The sequence below is a fragment of the Buttiauxella agrestis genome (genome assembly GCF_900446255.1).
GTDB classification, from domain to species: domain Bacteria; phylum Pseudomonadota; class Gammaproteobacteria; order Enterobacterales; family Enterobacteriaceae; genus Buttiauxella; species Buttiauxella agrestis.
This window is the reverse complement of the sequence record NZ_UIGI01000001.1, coordinates 960,482-986,091: the sequence shown is the minus strand read 5'-3', so window position 1 is coordinate 986,091 and position 25,610 is coordinate 960,482. Positions and strand designations below refer to the sequence as shown.

At 51.8% G+C, this 25,610-nt stretch carries 16 protein-coding genes and 1 pseudogene; 7 read left to right on the top strand and 10 right to left on the bottom strand.

The genetic code is table 11. The annotated features are described in order from the left end of the window. Positions 1–59: 59 nt before the first annotated feature. Positions 60–245 (top strand): annotated as a pseudogene (locus DY231_RS25305) (hypothetical protein); the annotation flags it as partial. On the opposite strand, the gene DY231_RS04705 reads toward DY231_RS25305, so the two are convergent. The 8 genes from DY231_RS04705 to syd all read right to left on the bottom strand — a co-directional run bounded on the left by DY231_RS04705 (position 231) and on the right by syd (position 15,543). Continuing rightward, a complete protein-coding gene (locus DY231_RS04705) occupies positions 231–536 on the bottom strand; it encodes a hypothetical protein (protein ID WP_115627461.1) in 306 nt (101 codons plus the stop codon). The pseudogene DY231_RS25305 and the gene DY231_RS04705 overlap by 15 nt on opposite strands. Further along, positions 533–10,138, bottom strand: a complete 9,606-nt coding sequence (locus DY231_RS04700; protein WP_115627460.1) for a hemagglutinin repeat-containing protein — start codon at positions 10,136–10,138, stop codon at positions 533–535. The genes DY231_RS04705 and DY231_RS04700 overlap by 4 nt, the downstream gene beginning before the upstream one ends. Continuing rightward, entirely contained in the window at positions 10,135–10,680 is a 546-nt protein-coding gene (locus tag DY231_RS04695) for a toxin-activating lysine-acyltransferase (protein ID WP_115627459.1), read from the bottom strand. Before DY231_RS04695 ends, DY231_RS04700 begins: the two co-directional genes overlap by 4 nt. A 9-nt stretch (positions 10,681–10,689) precedes the next feature. Next, positions 10,690–12,369, bottom strand: a complete 1,680-nt coding sequence (locus tag DY231_RS04690) for a ShlB/FhaC/HecB family hemolysin secretion/activation protein (protein WP_370511278.1) — start codon at positions 12,367–12,369, stop codon at positions 10,690–10,692. A gap of 393 nt (positions 12,370–12,762) precedes the next feature. Further along, positions 12,763–13,212, bottom strand: coding sequence for a flavodoxin (locus DY231_RS04685; protein WP_115627457.1), 450 nt, complete (start codon positions 13,210–13,212; stop codon positions 12,763–12,765). Between the two features lie 27 nt (positions 13,213–13,239). Beyond that, entirely contained in the window at positions 13,240–14,010 is a 771-nt protein-coding gene (truC, locus tag DY231_RS04680) for a tRNA pseudouridine(65) synthase TruC (RefSeq protein ID WP_034498013.1), read from the bottom strand. Further along, positions 14,010–14,339 (bottom strand): YqcC family protein, encoded by a 330-nt coding sequence (locus tag DY231_RS04675; RefSeq protein WP_115631766.1) that lies wholly within the window; start codon positions 14,337–14,339, stop codon positions 14,010–14,012. Before DY231_RS04675 ends, truC begins: the two co-directional genes overlap by 1 nt. Positions 14,340–14,994: 655 nt before the next feature. Continuing rightward, the gene (gene syd, locus DY231_RS04670; protein WP_115631765.1) at positions 14,995–15,543 is read right to left on the bottom strand and encodes a SecY-interacting protein; all 549 of its coding nucleotides are present in this window, start codon (positions 15,541–15,543) and stop codon (positions 14,995–14,997) included. A gap of 68 nt (positions 15,544–15,611) precedes the next feature. On the opposite strand from syd, the gene queF reads away from it, so the two are divergent. The 4 genes from queF (at position 15,612) to DY231_RS04650 (ending at position 21,150) form a co-directional block, all read left to right on the top strand. Next, positions 15,612–16,454 (top strand): NADPH-dependent 7-cyano-7-deazaguanine reductase QueF, encoded by an 843-nt coding sequence (gene queF / locus DY231_RS04665; RefSeq protein WP_115627456.1) that lies wholly within the window; start codon positions 15,612–15,614, stop codon positions 16,452–16,454. A 115-nt stretch (positions 16,455–16,569) separates the two neighbouring features. Beyond that, positions 16,570–17,934, top strand: coding sequence for a nucleotide 5'-monophosphate nucleosidase PpnN (gene ppnN / locus DY231_RS04660; protein WP_115627455.1), 1,365 nt, complete (start codon positions 16,570–16,572; stop codon positions 17,932–17,934). 478 nt (positions 17,935–18,412) lie between these two features. After that, positions 18,413–19,717, top strand: a complete 1,305-nt coding sequence (locus DY231_RS04655; RefSeq protein WP_115627454.1) for an HAAAP family serine/threonine permease — start codon at positions 18,413–18,415, stop codon at positions 19,715–19,717. 68 nt (positions 19,718–19,785) lie between these two features. Further along, positions 19,786–21,150 carry an L-serine ammonia-lyase gene (locus DY231_RS04650; protein ID WP_115627453.1) on the top strand — a complete coding sequence of 455 codons (1,365 nt, stop codon included), beginning with the start codon at positions 19,786–19,788 and terminating at the stop codon, positions 21,148–21,150. A gap of 43 nt (positions 21,151–21,193) precedes the next feature. On the opposite strand, the gene kduI is transcribed toward DY231_RS04650, so the two are convergent. Beyond that, positions 21,194–22,030, bottom strand: coding sequence for a 5-dehydro-4-deoxy-D-glucuronate isomerase (kduI, locus tag DY231_RS04645; protein ID WP_115627452.1), 837 nt, complete (start codon positions 22,028–22,030; stop codon positions 21,194–21,196). Between the two features lie 413 nt (positions 22,031–22,443). On the opposite strand from kduI, the gene kdgT reads away from it, so the two are divergent. Further along, a complete protein-coding gene (gene kdgT / locus DY231_RS04640; protein WP_115627451.1) occupies positions 22,444–23,439 on the top strand; it encodes a 2-keto-3-deoxygluconate transporter in 996 nt (331 codons plus the stop codon). 51 nt (positions 23,440–23,490) lie between these two features. Here the strand turns inward: kdgT and DY231_RS04635 are convergent, their stop codons facing one another. After that, a complete protein-coding gene (locus DY231_RS04635; protein WP_115627450.1) occupies positions 23,491–24,675 on the bottom strand; it encodes an aminotransferase-like domain-containing protein in 1,185 nt (394 codons plus the stop codon). Positions 24,676–24,850: 175 nt separating this feature from the next. Between DY231_RS04635 and xni the strand changes: the two genes are divergently transcribed. Continuing rightward, the gene (gene xni / locus DY231_RS04630) at positions 24,851–25,606 is read left to right on the top strand and encodes a flap endonuclease Xni (RefSeq protein WP_115627449.1); all 756 of its coding nucleotides are present in this window, start codon (positions 24,851–24,853) and stop codon (positions 25,604–25,606) included. Positions 25,607–25,610 lie beyond the last annotated feature (4 nt).

The following is a 25,610-nucleotide window of genomic DNA, read 5'->3' as shown; positions in this document are numbered from 1 at the left end:
ACGGATGACGAAGCCACGACGCGCACTTTTGCACCCCGTTACCCGCGCCGCCAGAGCCAGAGATCATGCAGACGTTGAAGGTCTGTAAGCTTTCAGGCCGTAAGCAGCAGTTCCCTGAATTTATTGCGATGATCTCCGCAATACGACCGCCTGTCGGGAAGTGGGAAAGTGGGGCTAAGAGCTGGCTGGTAGATAAAAAAATCCCAACCGCAAGGGTTGGGATTCATCATTTAGAAGCCACTTAAAACCACTTCACCATGATCATATTTATTTGTGTCATCCCCATTATTTTTAAAGATGCATTGATTAAATTTTTTAATTAACAGATTGCATCCCTCATCCTCGATCTTTGTGTTTCCAATAAAGTGAAGCATCAGGTTATCCGAAAGGAATATTTTAAAACCATCTGAAGTTTCTTCTATTCTTTCAACCAAATACTGATTATCAAAAGGTCTTCCATAGGGACCATCTGGCAGAAAGAAGTAAAATGAACTTCTCTTACTTACCCATTGTTCAACTATTTCATACGACTTCATTTTTTTATGATCCAGTCATTTTGCGGAGTAGGTAAAAATATTTGAGTACCACCGCCATGTAGTGTTGGATTTGTCCCTTGAGTACCCGTTTGGGCTGCTGCTGCACCTTCGTAGTACGTCGTACCTTTAGGTATTTTTATAACGGCTTGATTTTGGAACGTGTTTCCCCACTCAGGGAGAACCGCGCTATCTAGCTGAGATTGTAATGGTCCTTTGGATGGTTCTGGTGTCCAATAACGACCATCAACTTTTGCTGAACCACCATAATCCCGGTATAGATAAATATCTGTTTCTGCAACTTTCTCAGTATATGAACCACTTCTGAATGTCGAAGCTGGCGCACGTTGATCATTTGGGTTTCCCAACGGACCAGATTCATGCGGCCCATAAGACTTTATTATTTGTGCTGATTGAGATGCTTCAGCCGAAACAATTTTATTAGTCAAAGAACTTAGTTTATTTGCTGCTGCGGTTCCCAAAATAGGTGTTACTGACGCTGCAACGATCTTCATCCCATCGTAGGTTTCGATGTACGCCGTAGCAGTGGCTTTGTCAACCCCAAGTTGCGCCATTGCATAATTCACCATAGCATCTTTCACTTGCTGTTGGTTCTGCGCATCAACGCTAGTGACATCCAGCAGGTTCACGATCTGGCCGTAAGCATCCGCATATTGCTGGCTTATTTTTGAGTTATACGGCCCGGTTTCATATTCCTCTTTAGCAGCAATAACTTCCAGTCTTGCCGCGCCACAGGCTGCGCTTGCTGCCGCACCATTGCCACAGGACTCGATCACTTTCTGGTCGCTGGCAATATCCTTCTCACGCAACGCATTGATAGTTTGCTGCGCTTTTTCACGTTCTGCCGGGTCGTTGCTGTTAAGTTTCTGCTTCGCTATCTCAAGCTCTGTCTTCTCCGACACACTCAGATAGTTATTCTCAACCGTCGTCTTCCCGGCAATCGCCCCCGCCATCGCATCTGCCGAACTGTCTCCGGCAAGCCCCCCCGCCAGGCCTGAGGCAACCGTCGCCAGCGCTGAGACGGCCTGTTTTTCAGACTCGCTCAACTGGCTGACATCTTTGCCATACACACTGGTGGCGATTATCCCCGCCAGCTCAGCCGTTGCGGCTCCTGCCGCTCCCGCCGCGGCATTTTTCCCCTGAATCTCCGCCAGTGCGGCATTCACCACAGCATGAGCGATAACGCGTGAAGCATCGTCTGATGTGCTGTTTTTCACCAGTTCAGCAATATATGGCGCAGCACCTCCTGCCAGCGCTTTCGCCATATCGCCCCCCGCCAGTCCCTGAATAGCGGCGGTAGCAGCCTGGACTCCCTGCTGTATGGAGCCGCCCGTGCCGTAACCCGATTTACTGAACGCATCGTTGTAAGCGTTCTGGTAAACCTGATTATTGATGTCTTTATCTTCCGGGGTTTTACCTGGATTCGCTTTCATCCAGTCTTCTTTCGCAGCGGCACGTTCAGTGTCGCTAACGTTCTTCATCTTTTCGTTAGCCGCTTTGGTGGCTTCTATCTGCCCCTGCGTCCGCACCACATCGGCTACCTGGCTGCCTATCTCCCCTATCGCCTGGATTTCCTGCAAACGCCGCTGCTCTTTCTCTTTATCGAAGATAACGTCCAGCCCCGGATTGGCGTTGGCCACATCGCGGCTCAGGTCGTCCACATTCTGCGTCTGTTTATCCTGGTCGCGGATAACAATCGTGCCACCGGAGATAGCCGCATGCGTCGTGGAGTCTGCGCTGCCTTCGCTGTTCGCCCCCACCAGCAGGCCATTCGCCATATTGCCGAGGAACTGGCCTCCGATACTGCCGCTACTGCTGATACCCGCGCTCTGGTGCTCCACGTTAAACTCGGCGTGGTTGTCGATATTGCTGAAGCCCAGCGTGCCGGTGTCGAGGCGGTTTTTGTCTTCACTGGCGGTGCTGCTGATGACCGCGCCGTTAAGCTGGGTGTGCTCGCCCACGGTGATGTCGAACCCGTCGCTGCCCGCGAAGATGCCGGTCTGCTCCTGCACCGCGTTGTAATCGCTGTGCATTTTGTCTTTGCTGACGTTCACCGAGCCACTGCCGCCGGCCATGCTGACGCTGCCGCCCGCGCTGGCATTTTGTTGCTTCGAGTCGTATTTGTCAGAGTCCTGTTCGCTGGAAAGCGTCAGGTTACGGCCCACGTCCAGCGTGACTTTATCACCGCTCACCTGCGCACCGGTCAGCGTCGTGTCGCGCCCGCTGTTGATGGTCAGATGGTTGCCCGCATCAACCGTGGTTTCAGTGTGCGTGGTGCCGTTGCCGGTTTCGCTCCCTTTGCCTTTGTTGACGCTGGCGTTCACCGAGATACCGTTGGCACCGCTGCCAAAGTTAATCCCCACGCCTACCGAGCCGCCGTGGCTTTCGTTTTTGCCGTCAAGCTGATGAGTGTTTTCCGCAGACACCAGGTTCACATCACGTGCCGCATCGAGGGTAATGTCATTGCCCGCTTTTATCTGGCTGCCCTGCACGTTAATGTCCGTGCCGGTGGCGTTAATGCTCAGGTTGTTGCCCGCCTGAATGGTGCTGCCCTGGCTGTCGTGGTTAGTCTGCGTCTGTTCGGATTTCGACGACTGGCTGCCGTAAGAGAGGTTGACGCCAATCATGCTGCCTTCCGTGCCGTTCGCCTGCGCCAGTTCGCTGGCCTGATACGCCTGCGCACCGGAGAGCGCCGCTTTCATACCGTCGAGTGCAGCCATACGTCCGTTGCTGTCGCTTTCTTTATTCGCCGTGTTCGCGCTGGTCACTGCCTGGTTTATGGCACTCCCCACCGCGCCAGACAGCGCCAGGGTCAGGCCGCTGCTGCTTTGCTCGACGGTGTGTTTTGTACTGCTGTCGTTATCTGCCGCCAGGATATCGACCTGCTTACCCTGCAGCGCAATGTTGTTACCCGCCACCACATCCGAACCTTTGATGGTCAGCCCGTTGCCCGCCACCATGTTCACGTTGCCGTTGATACTGCCCACGGTGCTGCCTGCGCTGGTCAGGCTGGTGCTGGTGTCGGTCGTTTTCAGATCATTCGTGCCATAGCTGATGCCGATGCCACCGGTGCCACTTAAGCCCGATTTTTTCTCCTGATGCAGATGCAGTTCGTCGTGCTGTTCTGTCGCCGCCGTCACAGTCAGATTGTTACCGGCAATCAGGTTTACGTCCTGCGAGCCCGCCACGTTGCTGCCCTGAATCAGCATGTCGTGTCCGGCAGAAAGCGTCACGCTGTCGCCGTCAAGCTGGCTGCCCACTGCCGTCTGGTTGCTGTAGCTGTTGCGGTCCACGGTGGTTTTTTTAGACGCCATACTGCTGCTGCCCGTCTGCTTCGTGTACTGGTCGAAGCTATCGCTAGCCGTTCCGTTGACGATATTCAGATCGTTGCCGGCCTGCACGGTCAGTTGCTGGTCCGCTGAAATGTTGCCCGCCGTGATATTCACGTCGTGACCCGCACCCATCGCCACATTGCCTGCTCCCTGAATCGAAGTGCCCATTTCCGCACTTTGCGAACGGCTCAGAGTGTCGTTTTTACCCCAGCTCAGGTTGTCGTGGCTGCCCGCAGTGACGGTGTTCAGATTCAGATTATTGCCCGCCACTATCGTGGTCTGGCTATCGCTGCCGCTGTTCGTCACCTGTGCGCCAGTCAGATTGATATCGCGCCCGGCCTGCATGCCCAGGAAGCCGCCGTCATTGCTGACGGAAATGCTGCCGACACGGTCAATGCTGGTGCGGCCAAAGTCGCCATTCGCACTGGTGGCGCTGCGGGTGGTCGTGGTGACGTTGATATCGCGACCCGCAATCGCCAGCAGGCTATCGCCACCTTTGACGGTGCCACCGACGTTGTTGATATCGGTTCGCGCCTGGAGTGCCACATCATTACCGCTGATGATGCCGCCGAGGTTATTGATGTTGTTCGCCAGTATCTGCGTGCTGTCTTTCGCGCTGATACGCCCGCTATTGGTCAAATCGCCGCTCAGATTCAGGTTGACGTTTTTACCTGCAAGCAGCGCGCCGCTGCCGTCCAGATCGCCCGGTTTCACCTTCGCGTACACCTGCGGCACCAGCACCTGTTGCGTGCTGCCGTCTGGCATTTTGACAGTCTGCGTCACCATCCAGACGATATCGGTGGTCAGGGCGCTCATTTGCTCTGGCGTTAGCGCCACGCCTGGTTTCAGGCCCCATTTCTGGCCGAAGGCGATGCCGTTATCCATCAGCATTTTGTACTGCTCTTCGTCGCTTGAGGTGCCGCCCAGATAGCGCTGGCCGGTCAGCGCCACGACCTGTTCACGTATCAGCCGTTGCTCATAGAAACCGTCGCCCAGTCGCTTTTGGATATTGTTCGGATCGGTGATAAACGCCTTCATCATGTAATCAGAGCCCAGCCATTGCTTCTGATTCGTGAAGCGCGGGTCTGTTTCAACAAGATACGGGCTGTTGCTCTCAGGGTGCGATTTAAACAGGCTGTTATCCGGAATTCGGGTGTTTGGCCCGACGATGCGGATAACTTCATTGCTGCCTGTCTGGGCGACTTCAAAGGTTTTTCCTGGAGATAGGTTTCCTGCGGAAGGAATAGTCACCCCGCCCACCGGGCCGGTGGAGATAAAGCCTGCGCCATCAGGCCCGGCAATGTCGGTGATGCCGAGATTCCCAGCGCCCTGTATGCTGGCGATAACCGAGGTATCCTGATGGCCGTCAACCGTCAGGCCGCTGCCTGCGATCTGGCTGTGGTCAGCAACGGTGCTGGCATTAAGGCTAATTTCCTGGATGATCGCCGGTGGCACATAATCGGAAGTGCTGACTCTTGGTGAGTCGCCCCCCTTGTGCTGTTTGCGCGTGTAGCGTGTGGCCGTGCCTTCGTCGATGATTTTATGCTCACCGCTGACTTCCACATTATTGAGGTTAGCGGCGTTAATGCTCAGTCCACCACCCGCGACTATCTGACTCTTATCGTTAAGAACGTCACTGGCGTTAATAGTCAGATTACCGCCCGCAATAATCTGCCCGGGATCGCTTTCCAGAACCCGGTCTTCGGTGATGGTGCGGGTGTAGTCTAAATGGGTGAATTTATCGCCATGAGAACTATCGCCACAAAACACCCCTTCAATACAGATGATCCAGGTCTCATCCTTGTACATGCTGATGTTGTAGTCGTTATCGTTGAAGGTCTGGCCGCCAAGATAATCAACCAGATACTCGGAGATATGCTCTTGTGAAACCACAACATTTTCAGTCGTAAAATGGTCATTGATGTTGTTGAGCGTGGCAACGTTGAGGGTCATGTTGCCCGCGGATTCAATAGTCGCGCTGTGGTTGTTCACCACGCCCGCCATGCCTGTTGCAAGCCAGTCGCTGTTAAGACTTCCGCCAAGGAATAAATCCCCGTCGCTGTATATCAACGCATGGTCGCTGTTGTTCAACGTTCCGACGCCCAGATCCAGTTGCTGACGCGCCGCAATCGTGGCGGCGGTGCCATTTTCAGCTCTGTTGTTAAGCGTGCGAGCATCAATCGCCAGCCAGTCGCCGTAGATGCGCCCAGTGCCAGTGTTATAAAGTGTCTGAGCGCTCAGGTGAGTGTCGTAACCGTCCAGCAAGCCGCGGTTGTTGAGCGTACCTGCGACGCGTAAATCCAGCGTACCCGCGCTCATTTCCCCGTCAGCGGTGTTATTAAGCGATGCGGCATTCAGCGTGAAGGTGTCCCCCGCCTGCATTAAGTTCTGGTTGATGACGTTGCCGGTGGTGGTGAAATCCAGATTACCATTGGCCTGAATCGTGGCGGTGTTGGTGAAATCGCTGTCAAGATTCAGCGACATATCGCCCAGCGAGAGCAATTTGCCATCGCCCGTCAGGCTGTGACTGATGACACCCATTCCCTGACCCGCTTCGATATCCCCCAGGGTGTTGAGAACGGCTGCGGCGCGGATTTGTGCCTGCTCCATCGCCGTCATCAGGCCATGGCTGTTATCCAAATCTCCCGCGAGGTTCAGAGTCAAATCCTCGTTCGCCAACATGTCGCCGTATTGGTTATTGAGAGTGTCGGCATTGACGGTGATATTCCCGCCCTGAATACCCAGCGATTGGTCGCTGCTGTGGGTGTTCTGGTTCACTACCTGCGCGGCGTTCATCAGCACCTGTTGTGCGCTCTGGATTAGCCCTTCGGTGTTGTCGATAACCGCATGGGCCGCATTAAGTGCCATATCACCCAGCGCCTGAATCGCACCGTGCTGGTTTTCAATGCCGGTAGTGGTCAGCGCCAGATCATTTTTCCCGGCAATCTGCCCGTTGCGGTTATCCAGTTGGCCTGCTGCCAGAGTGAAGTCGCCACCCGATGTCAGTAGCCCTTGCTGGTTATTCACATCCCCTGCAAGCAGAGTGAAAACGTACTGCGCGCTGATTAGTCCATGGGAGTTATCAAGCGTGTTACCGTGAGTATTCCAGTTGAATCCGGCACCCGACTGGATGGCTCCGTTGTGGTTGTTGAGCTTGCGGGTTGATGCTTCAATCCCGTTTAACGTAACCAACAATCCCGATTCGTTATTCACATCGTCTGCATTCAATGCCAGATGTTGGTTGCTGATAATCGCACCAAGAGCGTTGTCCAGATTGCCGACGCGAAGCTGCATATTGCCCTGGCTGGTGATGCCGCCCGTGTCGCCGCTGTTAGTGTTACTGAGGACGGCACCGTGGGTATCCACAGCCAGATCGCCACCGCTTTGCACGGCACCGCTGTTATCGTTTAGCAGCGCATTGCCGCTAAAACTCAGCGAGCCGACGCCCGCCAGAAGCCCGGATGTGTTGTTCCAGCTTCCAGTAGAGAGCACGGCATTGCCTGCGCTATAAACCGAGCCTGACTGGTTATTCACATCACCTGAATTGATGCGCAAATCACCCTGGGCGGAAATAATGCCGTTTTGAGTGTTGCTGAATGCTGCACCGTGCGTGTCGAGCAGCATCTCTGAGCCGCTCTGAATAGTGCCGCCGCTATCATTGAGCAACGCCGCACCGCTATAACTCAGCGAACCAACGCCTGCCAGTTGCCCGGCCGTGTTATTCCAGCTCCCCGAGTTAACCAGGAGGTTACCGGCGCTGTAGACGGTGCCAGTCTGGTTGCTGACATCACCCGCGTTGATGTGCAAATCACCCTGGCTGATGATGCCTCCGGCATCGCCGCTTTGCGTGTTGCTCAGCGCCGCACCATGGGTGTCGAGGGTTATTTTCCCGCCGCTTTGAATCAAGCCGCCGTGGTCATTTAGCAGTTGGTTACCGCTGAAATTCAGTGAGCTGATACCCACCAGTTGCCCGGCTGTATTGTTCCAGTTTCCCGTGTTGAGTGTTGCCAGGCCTGCGCTGTAAACGGTCCCTTGCTGGTTATCGACGTTGCCGCTTTTTAACGACAAATCGCCCATACTGACAATACCGCCCTGCTCACCGCTATTCTGGTTGAGAAGCTCGCCACCATGGGTGTCCAATGTAAGCAGGCTGCCGCTCTGAATTAATCCGCTATTGTTGTTGAGCTGGCTACTGTTTAATTCCAGCGCACCGTCTGCGGCAATAAACCCGCTATGGTTATCGACTGCGCCCGCGCTAGTTAATGTCAGCGCGTGGCCTGCGGAAAGCAGTTGCCCTTGTTGATTAATGAGACTACCGGTTTTGAGCGCGAAATCACCGTTTGATGCGATGCTACCGCCCGTGTTATCAAGCCCACTCGCTACCGTCACCACCATATTGCCGCTGCCGGTTTGCGCCATATTTCCTGAGCGATGCGAAAGGGTGTCCGCAGTCAGCGTGATGTTATCGGCCTGAGTCGTCGCGCTATCGAGCACCACTTTTTTACCGGTTAGCGACAATGCACCATTGGTGGCAAGCGTGCCTGAAGTCGCCTCTAAATCAGCCGCGTTGAGCGTGAGCTTTCCGCTTCCCGCATGAATGATCACCCCTTCATTGTTAGTGAGTTTCGCGGTGTTCAACGTGAGGTTCGTGCCGTTGCTGGCAATGGTGCCGGAGGTATTGTTAATGGCGTCGCTTTGCCCCAGCGTCAAATCCTGCTCGCCAAGCTGATTGATAACCCCATTCTGGTTCGACAACGAACTGCCGCCGAGCAGTAAACGATCGGCTTCCAGCTTACCGCCGTCGTTGGTCAGCATGCCGTTAGTATTCAGCGTGAGTGTTTGCGCGGCCGCGATATTCCCCTGCGCAGTGCTGAGATTGCCGGTTGTCGCCGTCGCCATGATTTGGCTGCCCCAGGTCTGGCTTTGGCTTAAATCGACGGAGCTGCCTTGCGCATTAAGGTTGCTGGCAGCAAGGTTCTGACCATGAGCGCTGAGGGTGCCGGAGGTGCTTAACGTCAGGTTGCCAGAGCTACCGAGCTTGCCGTCGCTGTTCAAGCCTGCGGCTAAAACACCTGTGTTGGTGCTATTGAGGCTGCCTGCGATGAGTGTCGTTTCACCCGCCGCCGCCAGAGTGCCGCTGTTGGTGACATCGGCTTGTGTCGTCAGGCGAGTGTTGCCCGAGGCGTACTGAGTTCCGCTGTTCTGAATACCGCCTGATGAGCTTATCGTTAAGTCCTGAGCACTATTAATGGTTCCGCTGTTTTCGATACGCCCATCAGCAGTCATTATCACGCTGCCCGCCGAAGCCCCTATCGTGCCTGCGTTACGGACGCCGACACCCGTTTCGGTGCCGATAAGGCGAATTTTACCGGCGTACATGCCACCGAGTTGTGCCACGTCCACCGCCAGTTTCGGGCGTGCGCTTCCATCAGTGACTTTGGAATTGATGCTCTGGTGCGCCGCATCAATCAAATTGCGACCAGCGGTGACATTCAGCTCGTTAGCCCAGACCCCGGCGTTCACTTTCACAGCGCGGGCGATAATATCGGTGCTGTCCTGACCGGTACTATCCATGCCGCGCCCCTGAATCACGATCTCGCCCTGGTTGACGTCGTATCCGCTAATTTGCCCGTTATTAAATTGCGGCGTACCGGTGGTGAGCGTGGTGCGATTAGCATTGATAAAGCCGCAGCCGTCGCAGGTGATGCCCGCCGGGTTGGCAATAACGATTTGCGCCTTTTTACCGGCGACTTCAAGCACGCCGTTAAGCTGACTCGGGTTGCGGGAATTCACCTCGTTAAGGATGATTTTGGCTTCGCTTTTCGCCAGCCACGGATTGCCATTCACCATGCCGCCAAGCTGGGTCTGCGTCGCGTTGTGTGAGTTATTAAGGATGACGCCTTTTGAATCCACATCGAACTGGCTGTATTTATTGTGAGAAACGCCCTGATTATTTGGCGTCTGAATATTGACCTGCGGCGTACCATTGGCGCTGTTTATAATCGTCGGTTGCTGATTACCAGCAGCACTTCCGTCAGCAACAATACCCGCCTGGCTGGTAAAACTGACACACCCCAGCGCCAGTAACAGACTGAAATTAAGCAAAGAAATTTTGCTTATGCGCTGAGAAAGCGTGTGTCCAACACCAGAAGAAGGCGATGACGAAGCTCGGCCGGATTTCGCGATATCTGCCACCACCATCAACATGCCACGCGCTTTGTTAAAGACGATGCGATAAAGGTTCTTGTTCATGGTTGCATCCTTGCAGTGAGTTCTTTAACGGGAGCTGAAAGTGGGTGAGCGGCACGCCAGTCGTATGCCTGTTGCTGGCTGACTTTATCGCCGCGAAAATTTTTGACGCATTTACCCCGGGTAACACCACGGTGATAAAGCGCACGCATGCAGTTTTCCGGGAACAAATACTCAGTCACCAGGTTTTTCATCGCCTGGGTGTGACCAAAGGGTGCCACCCAGTCGCGCAGCCACAGTCGCGGGCCGCTAAACCAGTCGCGTTCTTGCGTCATGATGCCAGGCGCTTCCAGATAACGACGCTCGCCTTCTTCGTCCATCCACATCCAACTGAGGAAAAACACCGGCTTACCCTTTTCACTCACCAGCATGTACTGCTGCTTTTCGATGATGGGCAGCAAAACAGTAGGCAGGGTTTCCAGCGCGAGATCGCGATGAAACTCGGAGTGCATCCACAGCCATACCGCCGCACCCAGAATTTCCGCCGAACTGGCCTCGCCACCCAGCACGCCAGGCGCAATGACATCGAAACTATTTATTCGCATCGATCTTCCTCAGTACTGCCAGTTCAGGTTGAAGCCCACTGTCACCGGGTCGGTGGTAAAGCCGCTTGGTTTAGAAAGGGGAATACCTGCGAACATGTCGTAGCTCGCCCCGAGTAAACCGCCGCGCATGCCCAGCGCACCACCCGCCAGATGTTTACCCAGGTTGTAGTCGCTACCGTGACCACCGATTTCGCCGTAATCCACGCCGAGATAGAGTTGATGGTTTGGAATCGGTGTTTGCCAGGAGAGATCGTTGCGCACGGTCCAGCCGCGATCGGCGCTCAACGTGCGCTCGCCGTCAAACCCACGTACCGTCCAGCGCCCACCGATGGAGAATTGATCCTGCGGCGTCAGGCGGGTGTCGCTTATCTGGCGCAGGTACTGCACGTTGTAGCGGAAGTTCTGTGTGGCAAGAGTGAATGGCGCATCAAGCTGGGCGTTGATTTGCAGAATTTTGCTCAACGCGGTGGCTTCATCGAAATACTCTTCCGAGGCAGGAATTGCGCCAAACCAACGCGTTCCACGCTGGTAGCTGATACCCGCATCGAGCGTAGCAGCGGCGATGTAATGGCGATGCTGGAGACCGATTTTCCAGGCGGCCGTCTGGCGGCGTTGAACATCAACTTCAGTGCCATCAACATAGTTTTTTGAATCGCGGGCAATGACGTCGTAAGTGAACGAGGTTTTCTGGCTGGCATTGCGGTGCAACACGCGGCTAAGTTGCCAGTCGAGATTATTGCTTTCGCCGCTGTAACGATAATCACCATTCAAGCCTGCAACGGTCTGATGGTAGCTGTTGTTACTGGCAGTAAAGCTGGTTGCCCAGTAACCAAAAGGCAGAGAATATTGGCCGGTATAGTTGTGAGTGCCTTTGCCATCTGGTGCAAACAGGGAAGTCCCTGCGGAAAGATAAAGTGTGTCGCTCAGGCTAAGCAGATTGTCACCGTAAACCGTTGCCCCACCTTGATATCGCCCGGTACTGCGCGAACCTGAGTCATCAAGCGACAACCCAACACGCCACATTTTGCTTTGCTGCCAGCTCAGGGCAATATCGCTTTCGCCTGGGTTTTCCCCTGGCAAAATTTCCATGCTGGCCTGCACGGTCGGGACTCGCTGTAAATTTTCAAGCCCTTGTTCGATATCGCGCAAATCCAGGAGGTTACCTTCGTGAGCCGGGAATGCGCTATAAAGCGTGACGTATTGCCCACTTTGTGCAGTCAGCAATACATGGCGTAATTTCCCCGCAATAATGGCTAATTGTAGATTCCCACTTTTTAAATCCTGTTGCGGCGCAACAACTCGCGCAGTGATATATCCGCTATCAATCAGACGGTTTTGCACTGCGGTCATAATAAGATTAATTCCCGTGGAACCAATACAGTGCCCGATCGCCTGATTGGCTATTTTCTGCAAGGGCAGCCAATGGGGAAATTCATCACGGTTTTGCAATTCCACGCTATTGATGGGAAAACAAGGCGTTTCTTCAGGGAACTGAATACGGCTAAATGAAACCGAGGGGGCTGAAAGTCGAACCTCTGGTGTTGGAGTCGCTAATGCTGCCTCACGTGCGCGCTGCCTTTCTTGCTGAAGAATTAGCTCCTGATCTTTAGGTAATACCGCAGACAGAGCGGCTGCTGGCAAGAACAAAAAAATGAACACCGCAACAGACGGAGCAAAAAAAGCGCGCACAATAACATCCTGTTATATATCTAAGCTAAATAGGTTGTGACGGCATCTTAGAGAATACGAATATAAAAGAAGATTTATTTTAGAGAAAAATCCTAACATTCAGAATTCATCCCGACTTTTTAGATAAAATAGCGACAAAAACATAAATCCCGCGAATAAATAAGCGATATTAAATACAACAAACAAATACCACTCAGAATAATCACTTCAAACATTAACATTGTTAATGAATTATTAAGGGTAAACATTGTGATTGTTTATATCTTTAAGGTAAGGGTTTTATCTATTTTGTTGCGGAATGAGTAATACGAAGATATAAAGCCCGTCGCTCAGGCAGGAGCAAAGCACATAGATTTTGGCGGGTGACTTCTACCCGCCTTGTTTTTCAGTCCGTTACTTTAACAACGTCACCCACTGCTCAACCCAGGGATTAGAAACCGCTTCAGGTTCTGGATGATCGTTGGCATCAATGGCTAAAACATTACCGATGCGTTTCGCACCCTGCTCTTGCAGCAAGGCGTCAAATTGCTTTCCGCCCCCGCAAAAATGTTCGTAGTTGCTGTCACCTAACGCAATCAAACCGTAACGCAATTCAGGCTGGTATCCGATTTTGTCTTTTATCGCCTGAAACAGAGGAACGATGCTGTCTGGCAAATCGCCCTGGCCGGTTGTTGAAGTCACAATTAATACATACTGGTCGCTAAATTTTTGCCAGTCAGCAAGCTCAGGATCTTCAAAAACGGTGGCTTTATGACCATTCTTTTTTAAAATCGCTTCGGCTTCTTCTGCAACCAGCAGCGAGTTTCCATACATTGTTCCTACAAAAATCCCTACTTCGGCCATCAGTTAACTCCTTGCGTTACGGCGGTATTATTCATCCTGGCCGTTGCTTGCCACAAACTCAACCTTTTCGATGTCACTCAATAAGCCGCTCCAGCCAAACTGTGACATCATCTGCATCCAGGTGTCATCAAGGTTGGCGCGAAGGCACAGCGGTTCGCCTGTTACCGGGTGGTTTAACGAAAGCTGGCTTGCGTGCAGCATTAACCGCTGGCAGCCAAAATGTTCGGCCGCAGCGCGGTTCTGGCGCAGGTCGCCGTGTTTTGAATCGCCAATCATGGGGTGGCGTAAGTGCGACATATGGCGGCGTAACTGGTGCTTGCGCCCAGTTTTAGGCTCCAGCTCAACCAGGCTGTAGCGTGCGGTTGGATAGCGACCAACCGGGACCGGCATTTCTACGGTCGCCAACCCACGATAATGCGTTACGGCTGGCTGCGCTTCTTTATCCTGAGTCGCTTTTTTATCGGCGATTTTATCCAGCTCTTCCACCAACGGGTAATCCAGCACCGCTTCATCTTCAAGCCAGCCGCGAGTCACCGCGTGGTAGCGCTTTTGAATTTGGTGATTTTCAAACTGCTGAGATAACAAATGTGCGACTTCGCTGGAAAGGGCCATCAGCAATACGCCAGATGTTGGCCTGTCGAGGCGATGCACGGTAAACACATGCTTGCCAATTTGGTCACGCACGGTTTGCATCACAAAGACCGTTTCATGGCGGTCCAGCCAGCTTCGGTGAACTAACCAACCCGAGGGTTTGTTGACCGCAACCAGCCATTCATCCTGATAAATAATTTCCAGCATCAGGATTTGTCGCTCGCAAACAGCGCATCAAGTTCTTGCAGGGCTTTTAACAGCGGATCACGTCCACTATGCGCCGCATCGAGCGCCATTTCATAATAAGGAGCGAGGGCAAAATCAGCAGGCAATGGTTGTTTTGCGTCAATCAGCGCGTGCATGCGGGGAATCAGTACCCATTGCAGCCATTCATGCGGTTGCATGGTGTCTAAGCAAAACGGTTGGGTGCTTTCAAAGGCTTCAGAGCCTGGCGCACAACCCTGCCAAAGTTGGTGGTCACGCAAAACCTGTTCAATGATGTGTAGATGCTGGCGAACCAGCGCGTGGCGTTCCATGAAAACCTCAAGCATCAGTCAAAAGAAGCCGGCAAGCATATCACTTCTTGGGCTGAGCGAAAAAATGCATAAAAAAAGGGAGCACTGTATAAACAGTGCTCCCGGTTCGTTTCGCAGCTAATCCGGCTACTTTTGGTGCTCCCTGCTCGTCCGTGACAACTATGTCCAGCGGTCTCCTGACCTACAATCCGTCGTACTCGCGTCCTGCTACCATCATCCTGAGGTGTTCCGGCATCGTCCTGATGCATAATCCTTTGGTCTTCCAGACCCACCGAATGTTCCTGATTCGGCTCTCATTCTCCGTCCTGGAGGTGTCCCTTACTCTTCCTGAGTGATCCTTGCTTCGTCCAGAAGCCTTCCTTGCAACACCATCCTGGTGTGTTCCACTTCTTCAATGAAGTGACATCATCCTAATGTCTCCTTCACTTCCCGACGTCCTGTCGACGGACATAGAATCCTCTATTTCGTTCACTCTGACAACCCACTCACAACCAAAGCTTACGATAACTTTCATTCAAAAGCAGACGATAAACAACACAACCAATTGATATAAAAGAATTATTCAATTTATCGACATCAAAGCTCTGCATGAAAAGTTAGAGATCTCTTACAACTCGTGTAAGAGATCTCTCACAAGACTGATAGCAATTAACGCTTAAATGACCTGCGGTTGTAAGCCTTGCAGGAACACATTCAGTGAAGGGGCGAGGGTTATACGCTGTTTGGTGCCAATTTTTTCCAGTACGACTTCACCGGTAAGATTACACAGAGACACCACTTCCATTTCATCTGGTGTGGTGGCCAGAAACAGCGTCGGCGAAAGCTTCAGGCGTTTTTGAGTGACCAGATGACCAATCAAGTTTTCTTGTACGCGTTGGAAATCGTCTTCACTCCACGCCTGCAACAGCGTTAACGCCTGGTTGCCCGAAGTCGCAGGCATGTCGCCGGCAAATTGGGTGGTGTAAAACTGATGCGCGCCTGGCTGCAAGGCAATATCCATCGCCCGCTCTACCGCGCTGAGATCGTTTGCAGGAGTAAAAGGCTGTGGCTGCCAGCGCACATCGTTACCGGTTGTCGTCACGATACACGGCGATGGCACACCATATAATTCTTCACTTGCAGGCCAGCCATCAGCTTGTTCACGCCAGGCCTGGCAAAAGCGCTCAGTGAAATCTTCCAGCGCCTGACGTACTTCGTTATCCACCAATTTCTCACTCCCTCAAGGCTGCGGTACAATAGGAACCAATTGTACCTGCATTCTATCGGTGACACATGTCTTATGAAAACCACCAGGCACTGAGTGGCCTGACGCTGGGTAAGCCAACCGCTTACCAGGATCAATACCAACCGTCTTTACTCCAGGCCGTCCCCCGCAGCCTGAACCGCGACCCATTAGGCTTACATGCAGATAACCTGCCATTCAGCGGCGGTGATATCTGGACGCTGTACGAACTGTCGTGGCTGAACAGTAACGGTTTGCCGCAGGTCGCCGTAGGCCATGTCCAACTCAATGCGAACAGTGTGAATCTGGTTGAGTCCAAAAGCTTCAAACTCTATTTGAACAGCTTTAATCAGACCCAATTTGCAGACTGGGAAACGGTGCAGGAGACGCTAAAGCGTGATTTAAGCGCCTGCGCACAAGGGGATGTCAGCGTAGTGTTGTTCCGTCTGCATGAGCTCGAAGGGCAGGAAATCGCGGCATTCACTGGGGTTTGTATAGATGAGCAAAATATCACTATCGATAACTACGAATTCAACGCCAATTACCTGAGCGGTGCGGCGGGCGACGAAATCGTAGATGAAACCCTGGTGAGCCATCTGCTGAAATCCAACTGCCTGATAACCCACCAGCCGGATTGGGGTTCCGTTCAAATTCGTTATCGTGGCCCGCGCATCGACCGGGAAAAATTGCTGCGTTATCTGGTGTCATTCCGCCAGCACAACGAATTCCATGAGCAGTGCGTTGAGCGCATCTTTAATGATATTCAGCAATTCTGCCGCCCGGAGAGTCTCAGCGTCTATGCACGCTATACTCGTCGCGGCGGTCTGGACATTAACCCGTGGCGTACCAATACCGATTTCCATCCGGCATTTGGCCGCCTGGTTCGTCAATAAGTGCGAAACGCCTCGCAGCCTGCGGAAGGATTATTGTTTTCAGGTTGTTAAATTGAACATGCCAGGGCTATTGTAATCATTGGGAGCGGCACTTTACGCTTCGTAAGGAGTTAACTTGATTACACATATTAGCCCGTTAGGCTCAATGGATATGTTGTCGCAGCTGGAAGTCGATATGCTTAAACGCACGGCCAGCAGCGACCTCTATCAACTGTTTCGCAACTGTTCACTTGCCGTACTTAACTCAGGAAGCCAGACCGATAGCAGTAAAGAGCTGTTATCGCGTTACAAAAACTTCGATATCAACGTGCTGCGCCGCGAACGTGGCGTCAAACTTGAACTGATTAATCCACCTGATGATGCGTTTGTTGATGGTCGCATCATCCGGGCTTTGCAAGCCAACCTGTTTGCCGTGCTACGCGACATTTTGTTCGTGAACGGCCAGATTTCCACCGCTGGGCGCTTCCAAAACCTCGACCTGGCAGACCCCGAAAATATCACCAATATGGTGTTTTCTATTCTACGTAATGCTCGTGCATTGCATGTTGGCGAAGCGCCAAACCTGGTGGTTTGCTGGGGCGGGCACTCGATCAACGAAAACGAATACCTCTACGCACGTCGTGTCGGTACTCAACTCGGTCTGCGTGAACTCAATATTTGTACCGGCTGTGGCCCTGGAGCCATGGAAGCACCGATGAAAGGTGCAGCGGTGGGCCATGCCCAGCAACGTTATAGAGAAAGCCGCTTTATTGGTATGACGGAACCGTCAATCATTGCCGCAGAACCACCAAACCCGTTGGTAAATGAACTGATAATCATGCCGGATATCGAAAAGCGCCTCGAAGCGTTTGTGCGAATCGCGCATGGCATCATCATTTTCCCTGGTGGCGTGGGTACAGCAGAAGAACTGCTTTATCTGCTCGGCATTTTGATGAACCCGCATAACCACGATCAGATATTACCGCTGATTTTGACCGGGCCGAAAGAGAGCGCTGATTACTTCCGCGTGCTGGACGAGTTTATCGTCAACACGGTGGGTGAACAGGCGCGTCGTCATTACCAAATCATTATCGACGACCCGGCTGAAGTCGCACGTCAGATGAAAAAGGCCATGCCAAAAGTGAAAGAGAATCGCCGCGAAACGGGCGATGCTTATAGCTTCAACTGGTCGATTCGTATTGCCCCTGATCTACAAATGCCGTTTGAGCCAACCCATGAAAATATGGCCAATCTCAAGCTCTATCCGGATCAACCCGCAGAGCAACTGGCGGCCTCTTTGCGCCGGGCGTTTTCCGGTATTGTTGCGGGTAACGTAAAAGAGGGCGGGATACGTGCCATTGAACAATTTGGCCCGTACAAAATTCACGGCGACGCACAAATGATGCGACGCATGGATGACCTGCTTCAGGGCTTTGTTGCCCAGCACCGCATGAAATTACCAGGCAGCGCTTACATTCCTTGCTACGAGATTTGCACCTGAATCATCAGGGCGGAGCGACTCCGCCCTTTTTTATTTCCATATTTATTTCTCATTTTCCCCGTTAAAATCGCCCACTTCCATGTTACCCGTATCAGCATAAACATCTTCACGTAAACTAATGTCTCAGTTCAATTCCATGCTAAAAAACCCTGCACATACAGACAATTACCCTGTACACACAGACTGAAACAACGGTTTATTATCTATAATACCCGTAATTACAGGGTGTAAATATCAAACAAAATATCAGATGCAGAGTGAAAATCTGCCAAAAACCACACAAGCAGTGGATTCTTACATTTGAGATCTTGATCACTGATGAATTGACAACATGAATGTATCTTTCCGCCCGCTGATTATCACTGGCCAAAATTACTATAAAATCGCCCGCTACCAGCATTAAATTTCAACAGTCATTGGCAAGGCATCGCGATTGACTCAGTTTTCGAATCAATATGTTCCTTTGGAGAAGTAGTAGATGGAAACCACACAAACCGGCAGTATTGCCTCGGTTGAAAGCAAAAGTTCATGGCGCAAGTCCGATACCATGTGGATGCTGGGCTTGTACGGCACCGCAATTGGGGCTGGCGTTTTATTCCTGCCGATTAACGCCGGTGTTGGCGGCCTGATCCCGCTGTTCATCATGGCAATTCTTGCGTTCCCAATGACTTTCTTCGCTCACCGTGGTCTGACTCGCTTTGTGCTGTCAGGTAAAAACCCTGGTGAAGACATTACTGAAGTTGTAGAAGAGCACTTCGGTGTGGGCGCAGGTAAAGTCATTACCCTGCTCTACTTCTTTGCTATCTACCCAATTTTGCTGGTGTACAGCGTCGCTATCACTAACACCGTTGATAGCTTTATTACGCATCAGTTGGGTATGGTTTCTCCGCCGCGTGCGCTTTTGTCTCTGATCCTGATTGTGGGTCTGATGACCATCGTTCGTTTCGGTGAGCAGATGATCGTTAAAGCGATGAGCATCCTGGTGTTCCCGTTTGTTGCGGCTTTGATGGCTCTGGCGTTATACCTGATCCCTGAGTGGAGCAGCGCGGCGTTTGATTCCCTGTCATTTAGTGCAGCTGCATCTCCTGCAACCGGCAGCGGCTTGTGGATGACGCTGTGGCTGGCAATCCCAGTAATGGTGTTCTCCTTTAACCACTCGCCTATCATCTCTGCGTTTGCGGTTGCAAAACGTAACGAGTACGGCGACGAAGCTGAGAAGAAATGTTCCCGCATCCTGTCTTTTGCGCACATCATGATGGTCATTACCGTGATGTTCTTCGTATTCAGCTGCGTACTGAGCCTTTCCCCGGAAAACCTGGCCGAAGCGAAAGCACAGAACATCTCTATTCTGTCTTACCTGGCTAACCACTTTAACGCGCCAGTCATTGCCTGGATGGCACCGATTATCGCGATTGTTGCCATTACCAAATCCTTCCTCGGCCACTATCTGGGCGCTCGTGAAGGCTTCAACGGGATGGTTATCAAATCCCTGCGCGGTAAAGGCAAAACTATTGAAATCAGCAAACTGAACCGCATCACCGCTATCTTCATGCTGGTGACAACATGGATTGTTGCCACCCTAAACCCAAGCATTCTGGGGATGATTGAAACTCTGGGCGGCCCAATCATCGCGATGATTCTGTTCCTGATGCCGATGTACGCGATTCAGAAAGTCCCGGCAATGCGCAAATACAGCGGCCATATCAGCAATGTATTTGTGGTAATTATGGGTCTGGTCGCTATTTCCGCCATCTCTTACTCTCTATACTCGCTGTTCATCTAAAAGTTATAAACCGCCTGCCTCCTGCAGGCGGTTTTTTCTCTTAAAGTTACTCAGGCAACGGACGCAACATGATTAGCGTATTCGATATTTTCAAAATCGGTATTGGCCCATCCAGTTCCCATACCGTCGGCCCGATGAAAGCCGGTAAGCAATTCGCAGGCGATTTGATCGCGCAAGGGATTTTGCGCAACGTCACGCGAGTCGTCGTTGATGTATACGGTTCACTCTCTCTCACCGGTAAAGGTCACCATACCGATATCGCCATTATTATGGGTCTGGCGGGTAATATGCCGGACACTGTTGATATCGACGCCATCCCACATTTTATTCAGGACGTGAATACTCACGGTCGCCTGTTGCTGGCAAACGGCCAGCATGAAGTGGAATTCCCGGTCGATAGCTGCATGAACTTCCACGAAGATAATCTTTCCCTGCACGAAAACGGCATGCGTATTTCGGCGCTGGCAGGAAGTGAAGTGGTTTACAGCCAAACGTATTACTCCATCGGCGGCGGTTTTATCGTTGATGAAGCCCATTTTGGCGTGGAAGAGTCCCAGCAGGTTGTAGTGCCCTATCCTTATAAAAGTGCCGCTGATTTGCAGCGTCATTGCAAAGAAAGCGGGCTTTCGCTGTCTGGTTTGATGATGCTCAATGAGCGAGCTATACGTTCGCAGGCTGAAATTGACGCGCACTTTGCTGACGTCTGGAATGTCATGCGCAGCGGTATTGAACGTGGCATCACCACCGAAGGCGTGCTGCCAGGCAAAATGCGAGTGCCACGTCGTGCTGCGGCATTACGCAGAATGTTGGTCAGCAGTGATAAGAACAACTCGGACCCAATGGCCGTTGTCGACTGGATTAACATGTTCGCGCTGGCGGTAAACGAAGAAAATGCGGCAGGTGGTCGCGTTGTCACCGCCCCAACTAACGGTGCATGCGGTATTGTTCCGGCGGTACTGGCTTATTACGACAAATTCATTCGTGAAGTTAATACAAACTCCTGTGCGCGTTACTTCCTCGCGGCGGGCGCAATTGGTTCTCTGTATAAGATGAACGCATCGATTTCAGGCGCTGAAGTGGGTTGCCAGGGCGAAGTCGGTGTTGCCTGTTCCATGGCAGCTGCGGGTCTTGCGGAATTACTGGGCGGCAGCCCAAGCCAGGTTTGCATCGCGGCTGAGATTGGGATGGAACATAACCTCGGTCTGACGTGCGACCCGGTTGCCGGACAAGTTCAGGTTCCGTGCATTGAGCGTAATGCGATTGCAGCGGTAAAAGCGGTGAATGCGGCACGTATGGCTTTGCGTCGTACCAGCGAACCACGCGTTTGCCTCGATAAGGTTATCGACACCATGTACGAGACCGGCAAAGACATGAACGCCAAATACCGCGAAACATCACGCGGTGGCCTGGCGATGAAAGTGTCCTGCGATTAAAAACAAAAACCCGCTGCGAAGCGGGTTTTTTTATAGCGGCTTCTTATCTTAGATCGCCAACCTTCACATGATCCATATCGTCAAACACCTGATTCTCACCCACCATTCCCCAGATAAACGTATACGCGCGCGTACCCACGCCTGAGTGAATTGACCAGCTCGGGGAAATCACCGCTTGCTCGTTTTGCATCACGATGTGACGGGTTTCTTGCGGCTGGCCCATCATGTGGAATACGCAGCTATCCTGCTCCAGACCGAAGTAGAAATAGACCTCCATACGACGTTCGTGTGTATGGCAAGGCATGGTGTTCCACAGGTTACCTGGCGCCAGTTCAGTCAGACCCATACTCAACTGGCACGTTTCCAGCACATCTGGAACGAAGTACTTGTTGATAGTACGACGGTTGCTGGTAACGCTATCGCCCAGTGTGACTGGAGAAACGTCCGCAGGTGTCACGCGCTTGGTTGGGTAAGTGGTGTGTGCCGGAGCACAGTTGTAGTAGAAGCGTGCCGGGTTTGCAGGGTCGATGCTGGCGAACACCACTTCTTTAGCGCCCTTACCGACGTACAAACCGTCGCGAGTGCCGATTTCGTAGCAAGTACCGTCAACCGTAATTGTGCCCTGACCGCCGATATTGATGACACCCAACTCGCGGCGCTCGAGGAAATAGCTCACCCCCAACTGCTTACCGACTTCACCGCCAACACTCACCGTGCGCGTAACAGGCATGACGCCACCGACAATAATGCGGTCGATGTGGCTGTAGGTCATGGTGTACTCGTCAGCAGTAAAGATGGTTTCAATCAGAAACTCTTTACGTAAACCGGCAGTATCCAGGGTTTTTGCGTGATCGCTATGAATGCTTTGACGAATATCCATTACTTTTCCTTTCAAGGCTGAAAATACCAGGCGGAAACACAATCACGCCCGTTACTATTAATAATAATTTAGCAATTAAAATAGAGTTAATCACAAGTCATCTACATTTAACCGCACCACATAGACAGTTTATCACCTGATTATATAAATAATGTGATCCAAATTGAAATATCGTTTCAATTTGATTGAATTGCAGTTCCAGTAAGTGGATAGTTCATTCAGAGAAAGAAGCATGTGGGCCACAACCCGCGTCAATCCTGTCTCCAGGTCAATGCTATTTGCCGCAAAGAGCAAAAAAGCAAGTCGACCAAAGCATAACAAAACCTGGGAAAACAAAGTTTTTCAACCGCTTACTGTTACGTAATTCTTTCATTCACACGCAGTCCTGGATGAAAGGATGAAGAGGATTTACCATGAAGATCAAAGCTACTATTGAACGTATTCCCGGCGGGATGATGCTGGTTCCATTGATTCTTGGAGCCATACTAAATACCTTCGCTCCTGACACCGGTGCTTATTTTGGTTCGTTTACTAAAGGGATGATAAGCGGCACCGTTCCTATTCTGGCGGTTTGGTTCTTCTGTATTGGTGCCTCAATTGATCTGCGTGCAACGGGTACCGTTTTGCGCAAGTCCGGCACCCTGGTGCTGACCAAAATTGCTGTGGCCTGGGTCGTGGCTATGATTGCCGCGTCCTTTATCCCTGAAGGTGGGATTCAGACCGGCATGTTCGCTGGTTTATCCGTTCTGGCCCTCGTCTCTGCGATGGACATGACCAACGGCGGCCTGTACGCGAGTCTGATGAACCAGTACGGCACTAAAGAAGAATCAGGTGCATTCGTTCTGATGTCTCTGGAATCTGGCCCACTCATGACCATGGTGATCCTGGGTTCTGCGGGTCTGGCTTCCTTTGAACCACACCACTTTATCGGTGCCGTGCTGCCCTTCCTGATTGGTTTTGCATTAGGTAACCTGGACCACGATTTACGTGCATTCTTTAGCAAAGCAACGCCTGTGTTGATTCCGTTCTTTGGCTTTGCCCTGGGTAACACCATCAACCTGAATGTGATTATGCACACCGGCTTGCTGGGTATCATGCTGGGCGTGGGCGTTATCATCATCACCGGTATTCCGTTGATTCTGGCTGATAAATATATTGGTGGCGGCAACGGTACGGCGGGTATTGCAGCCTCTTCCGCAGCAGGCGCTGCGGTGGCTAACCCGGTTATCATTGCGCAAATCAACCCGGCATTTGAGCCAGTCGCCGCTTCAGCGACCGCGCTGGTTGCAGCAAGCGTGATTGTGACCGCGATTTTGGTGCCAATCATTACCGCACTGTATTCAAGACGTATGGGTGGGAAAGTCGCTCAAAAGAATGAAACTGATGATGTGGTGGAGATTTCACATTAATCGTTAAACAGTTAATACAAAAATGGAGCCTTGCGGCTCCATTTTTTCGTCTTACAGCGCCGCTTTTAAGCGTTGTACCGCATCATAGAGCTGCTCTTCTGTTGCCGTTGCATAAGAGAAACGTAACGTTTTCTTGTCGGCATTATCACTAAAGAAGAATTCACCAGGCACATACACCACACCTTTTTCCAGCGTCTGTTGCAACCAACGGGTGGTATCAAATTCGTAGCGGAAAGAGGCCCACAAGAACATCCCACCCTGCGGCTGATTAAAGCTGATGTGCTCGTTTAATTCCTGATGCAAATACTTCGACAAGCTCAGGCATTTCTTCTTATACGCTTCGCGAATCAGCTCAATCTGCGGGTCAAGCCTGTCGAGTGTGAGATAGGCAGATACCAGTGATTGCGTAAAAGAGTTGGCGTGTAAATCTGTGGCCTGCTTAATGATGGCGACTTTTTGCTTCATCCATTCCGGCAGAACAATCCAGCCTACGCGCAAACCCGGTGCCAGAATTTTAGAAAACGTCGAGGTATAAACTACGTTTTCCTGACTGCCGCGCTCTGTTGCCACTTGCAGAAGCGTTTTCTCGTGAGTGTCAGTGAAGCTAATCGCGCCGTACGGATCATCTTCAACAATCACGAAGTGATGTTCTTCAGCCAGTTTGACCAGTTGCTCACGGCGGCTGGCGCTCAATGTTGTGCCGCTTGGGTTGCCAAAAGTCGGAACAATATAAACGCCTTTAATACGCGTCGTTTTCAGCAACTCTTCCAGTTCTTCGACAATCATTCCGTGCTCATCGCTACCCACGGATTTCACATCGGCTTCGTTCAGGCTCAGAATTTGCAGCGTCGCCAGATAAGTTGGGCGCTCAACCACAAACACATCACCAGGGTTCACCAACGCACGCATCAGCAAATCCAGCGCCTGTTGAGAGCCAGAGGTGATCAGCAACTGTTCTGAAGTGGTGGTAATCCCACGTTGCTGGCACAGTTCAACCAATTGCTGACGCAGTTCAACATTGCCTTCGGTCAGGCCATACTGGAACGCGTCATTAAAATTCTCGGCGACCACTTTTTGCGTCGCAATTCCCAGCCCTTCTTTATCAAACAATTCGCTGGAAGGAATGCCGCCGGCAAGAGAAATCACGCCTGGCATTTTGCTGTGCTTCAATAATTCTCTGATGGCTGACGGTTGTAAGGCCTGGATGCGATGTGCGAGGTGTGAACTATTACTCATGTTGTTGTCTCTGATTTTTCTATTCGTTTAAAATATATATAGCAACCTAAGTACTTAGCAATGCTTTTCAGAACAATAATATTGCGAGCCGCTTTCCTGAATTTAATTCCCGCGTTCGCGGTCGTCTCGCAGAAATGTTACTGTGCATCAAGAGAATGTTGAATGCGAAATACCCATGATGATTCATTTACTTATCGTTGATGCCCTGAACTTAATACGCCGTATTCATGCGGTTCAAGGCTCACCCTGCGTTGATACCTGCCTGCACGCTCTTGATGCGCTGATTACCCATAGTCAGCCCACGCATGCTGTCGCCGTGTTTGACGACGATGACCGCCGTGAAGGCTGGCGGCATCAGGTGTTGCCTGACTATAAAGCGGGGCGCACACCAATGCCAGATACCTTGCATCAGGAAATGCCAGTATTGCGAGATGCGTTCGCTAAAAGAGGCGTTGCCTGCTGGCATTCTGCGGGGAACGAGGCTGATGATCTTGCCGCCACACTTGCGGTAAAAATTGCGGCAAGCGGGCACCGCGCGACTATTGTTTCCACCGACAAAGGTTTCTGCCAGTTGCTCGCACCGAACATTCAAATCCGCGACTACTTTCAGAAACGCTGGCTGGATGCACCATTTATTGCGCAGGAATACGGTGTGTTGCCTGCGCAACTGGGCGACTTCTGGGGGCTTGCGGGAATCAGCAGCAGTAAAATTTCTGGTGTTCCGGGTATCGGGCCGAAGAGCGCCACACAATTGATCAATCAGTTTTCAACGCTCGAAACGCTGTATGAACGATTAGAGGAAGTGCCCGAGAAATGGCGTAAGAAGTTAGAACAACATCGTGAAAGTGCGTTTATCAGCCGCCAGGTGGCGCAGTTGCAGACAGATTTACAGCTTGATGGGAATTTACAGCAGTTGAGATTGCCGGGCTGAACAC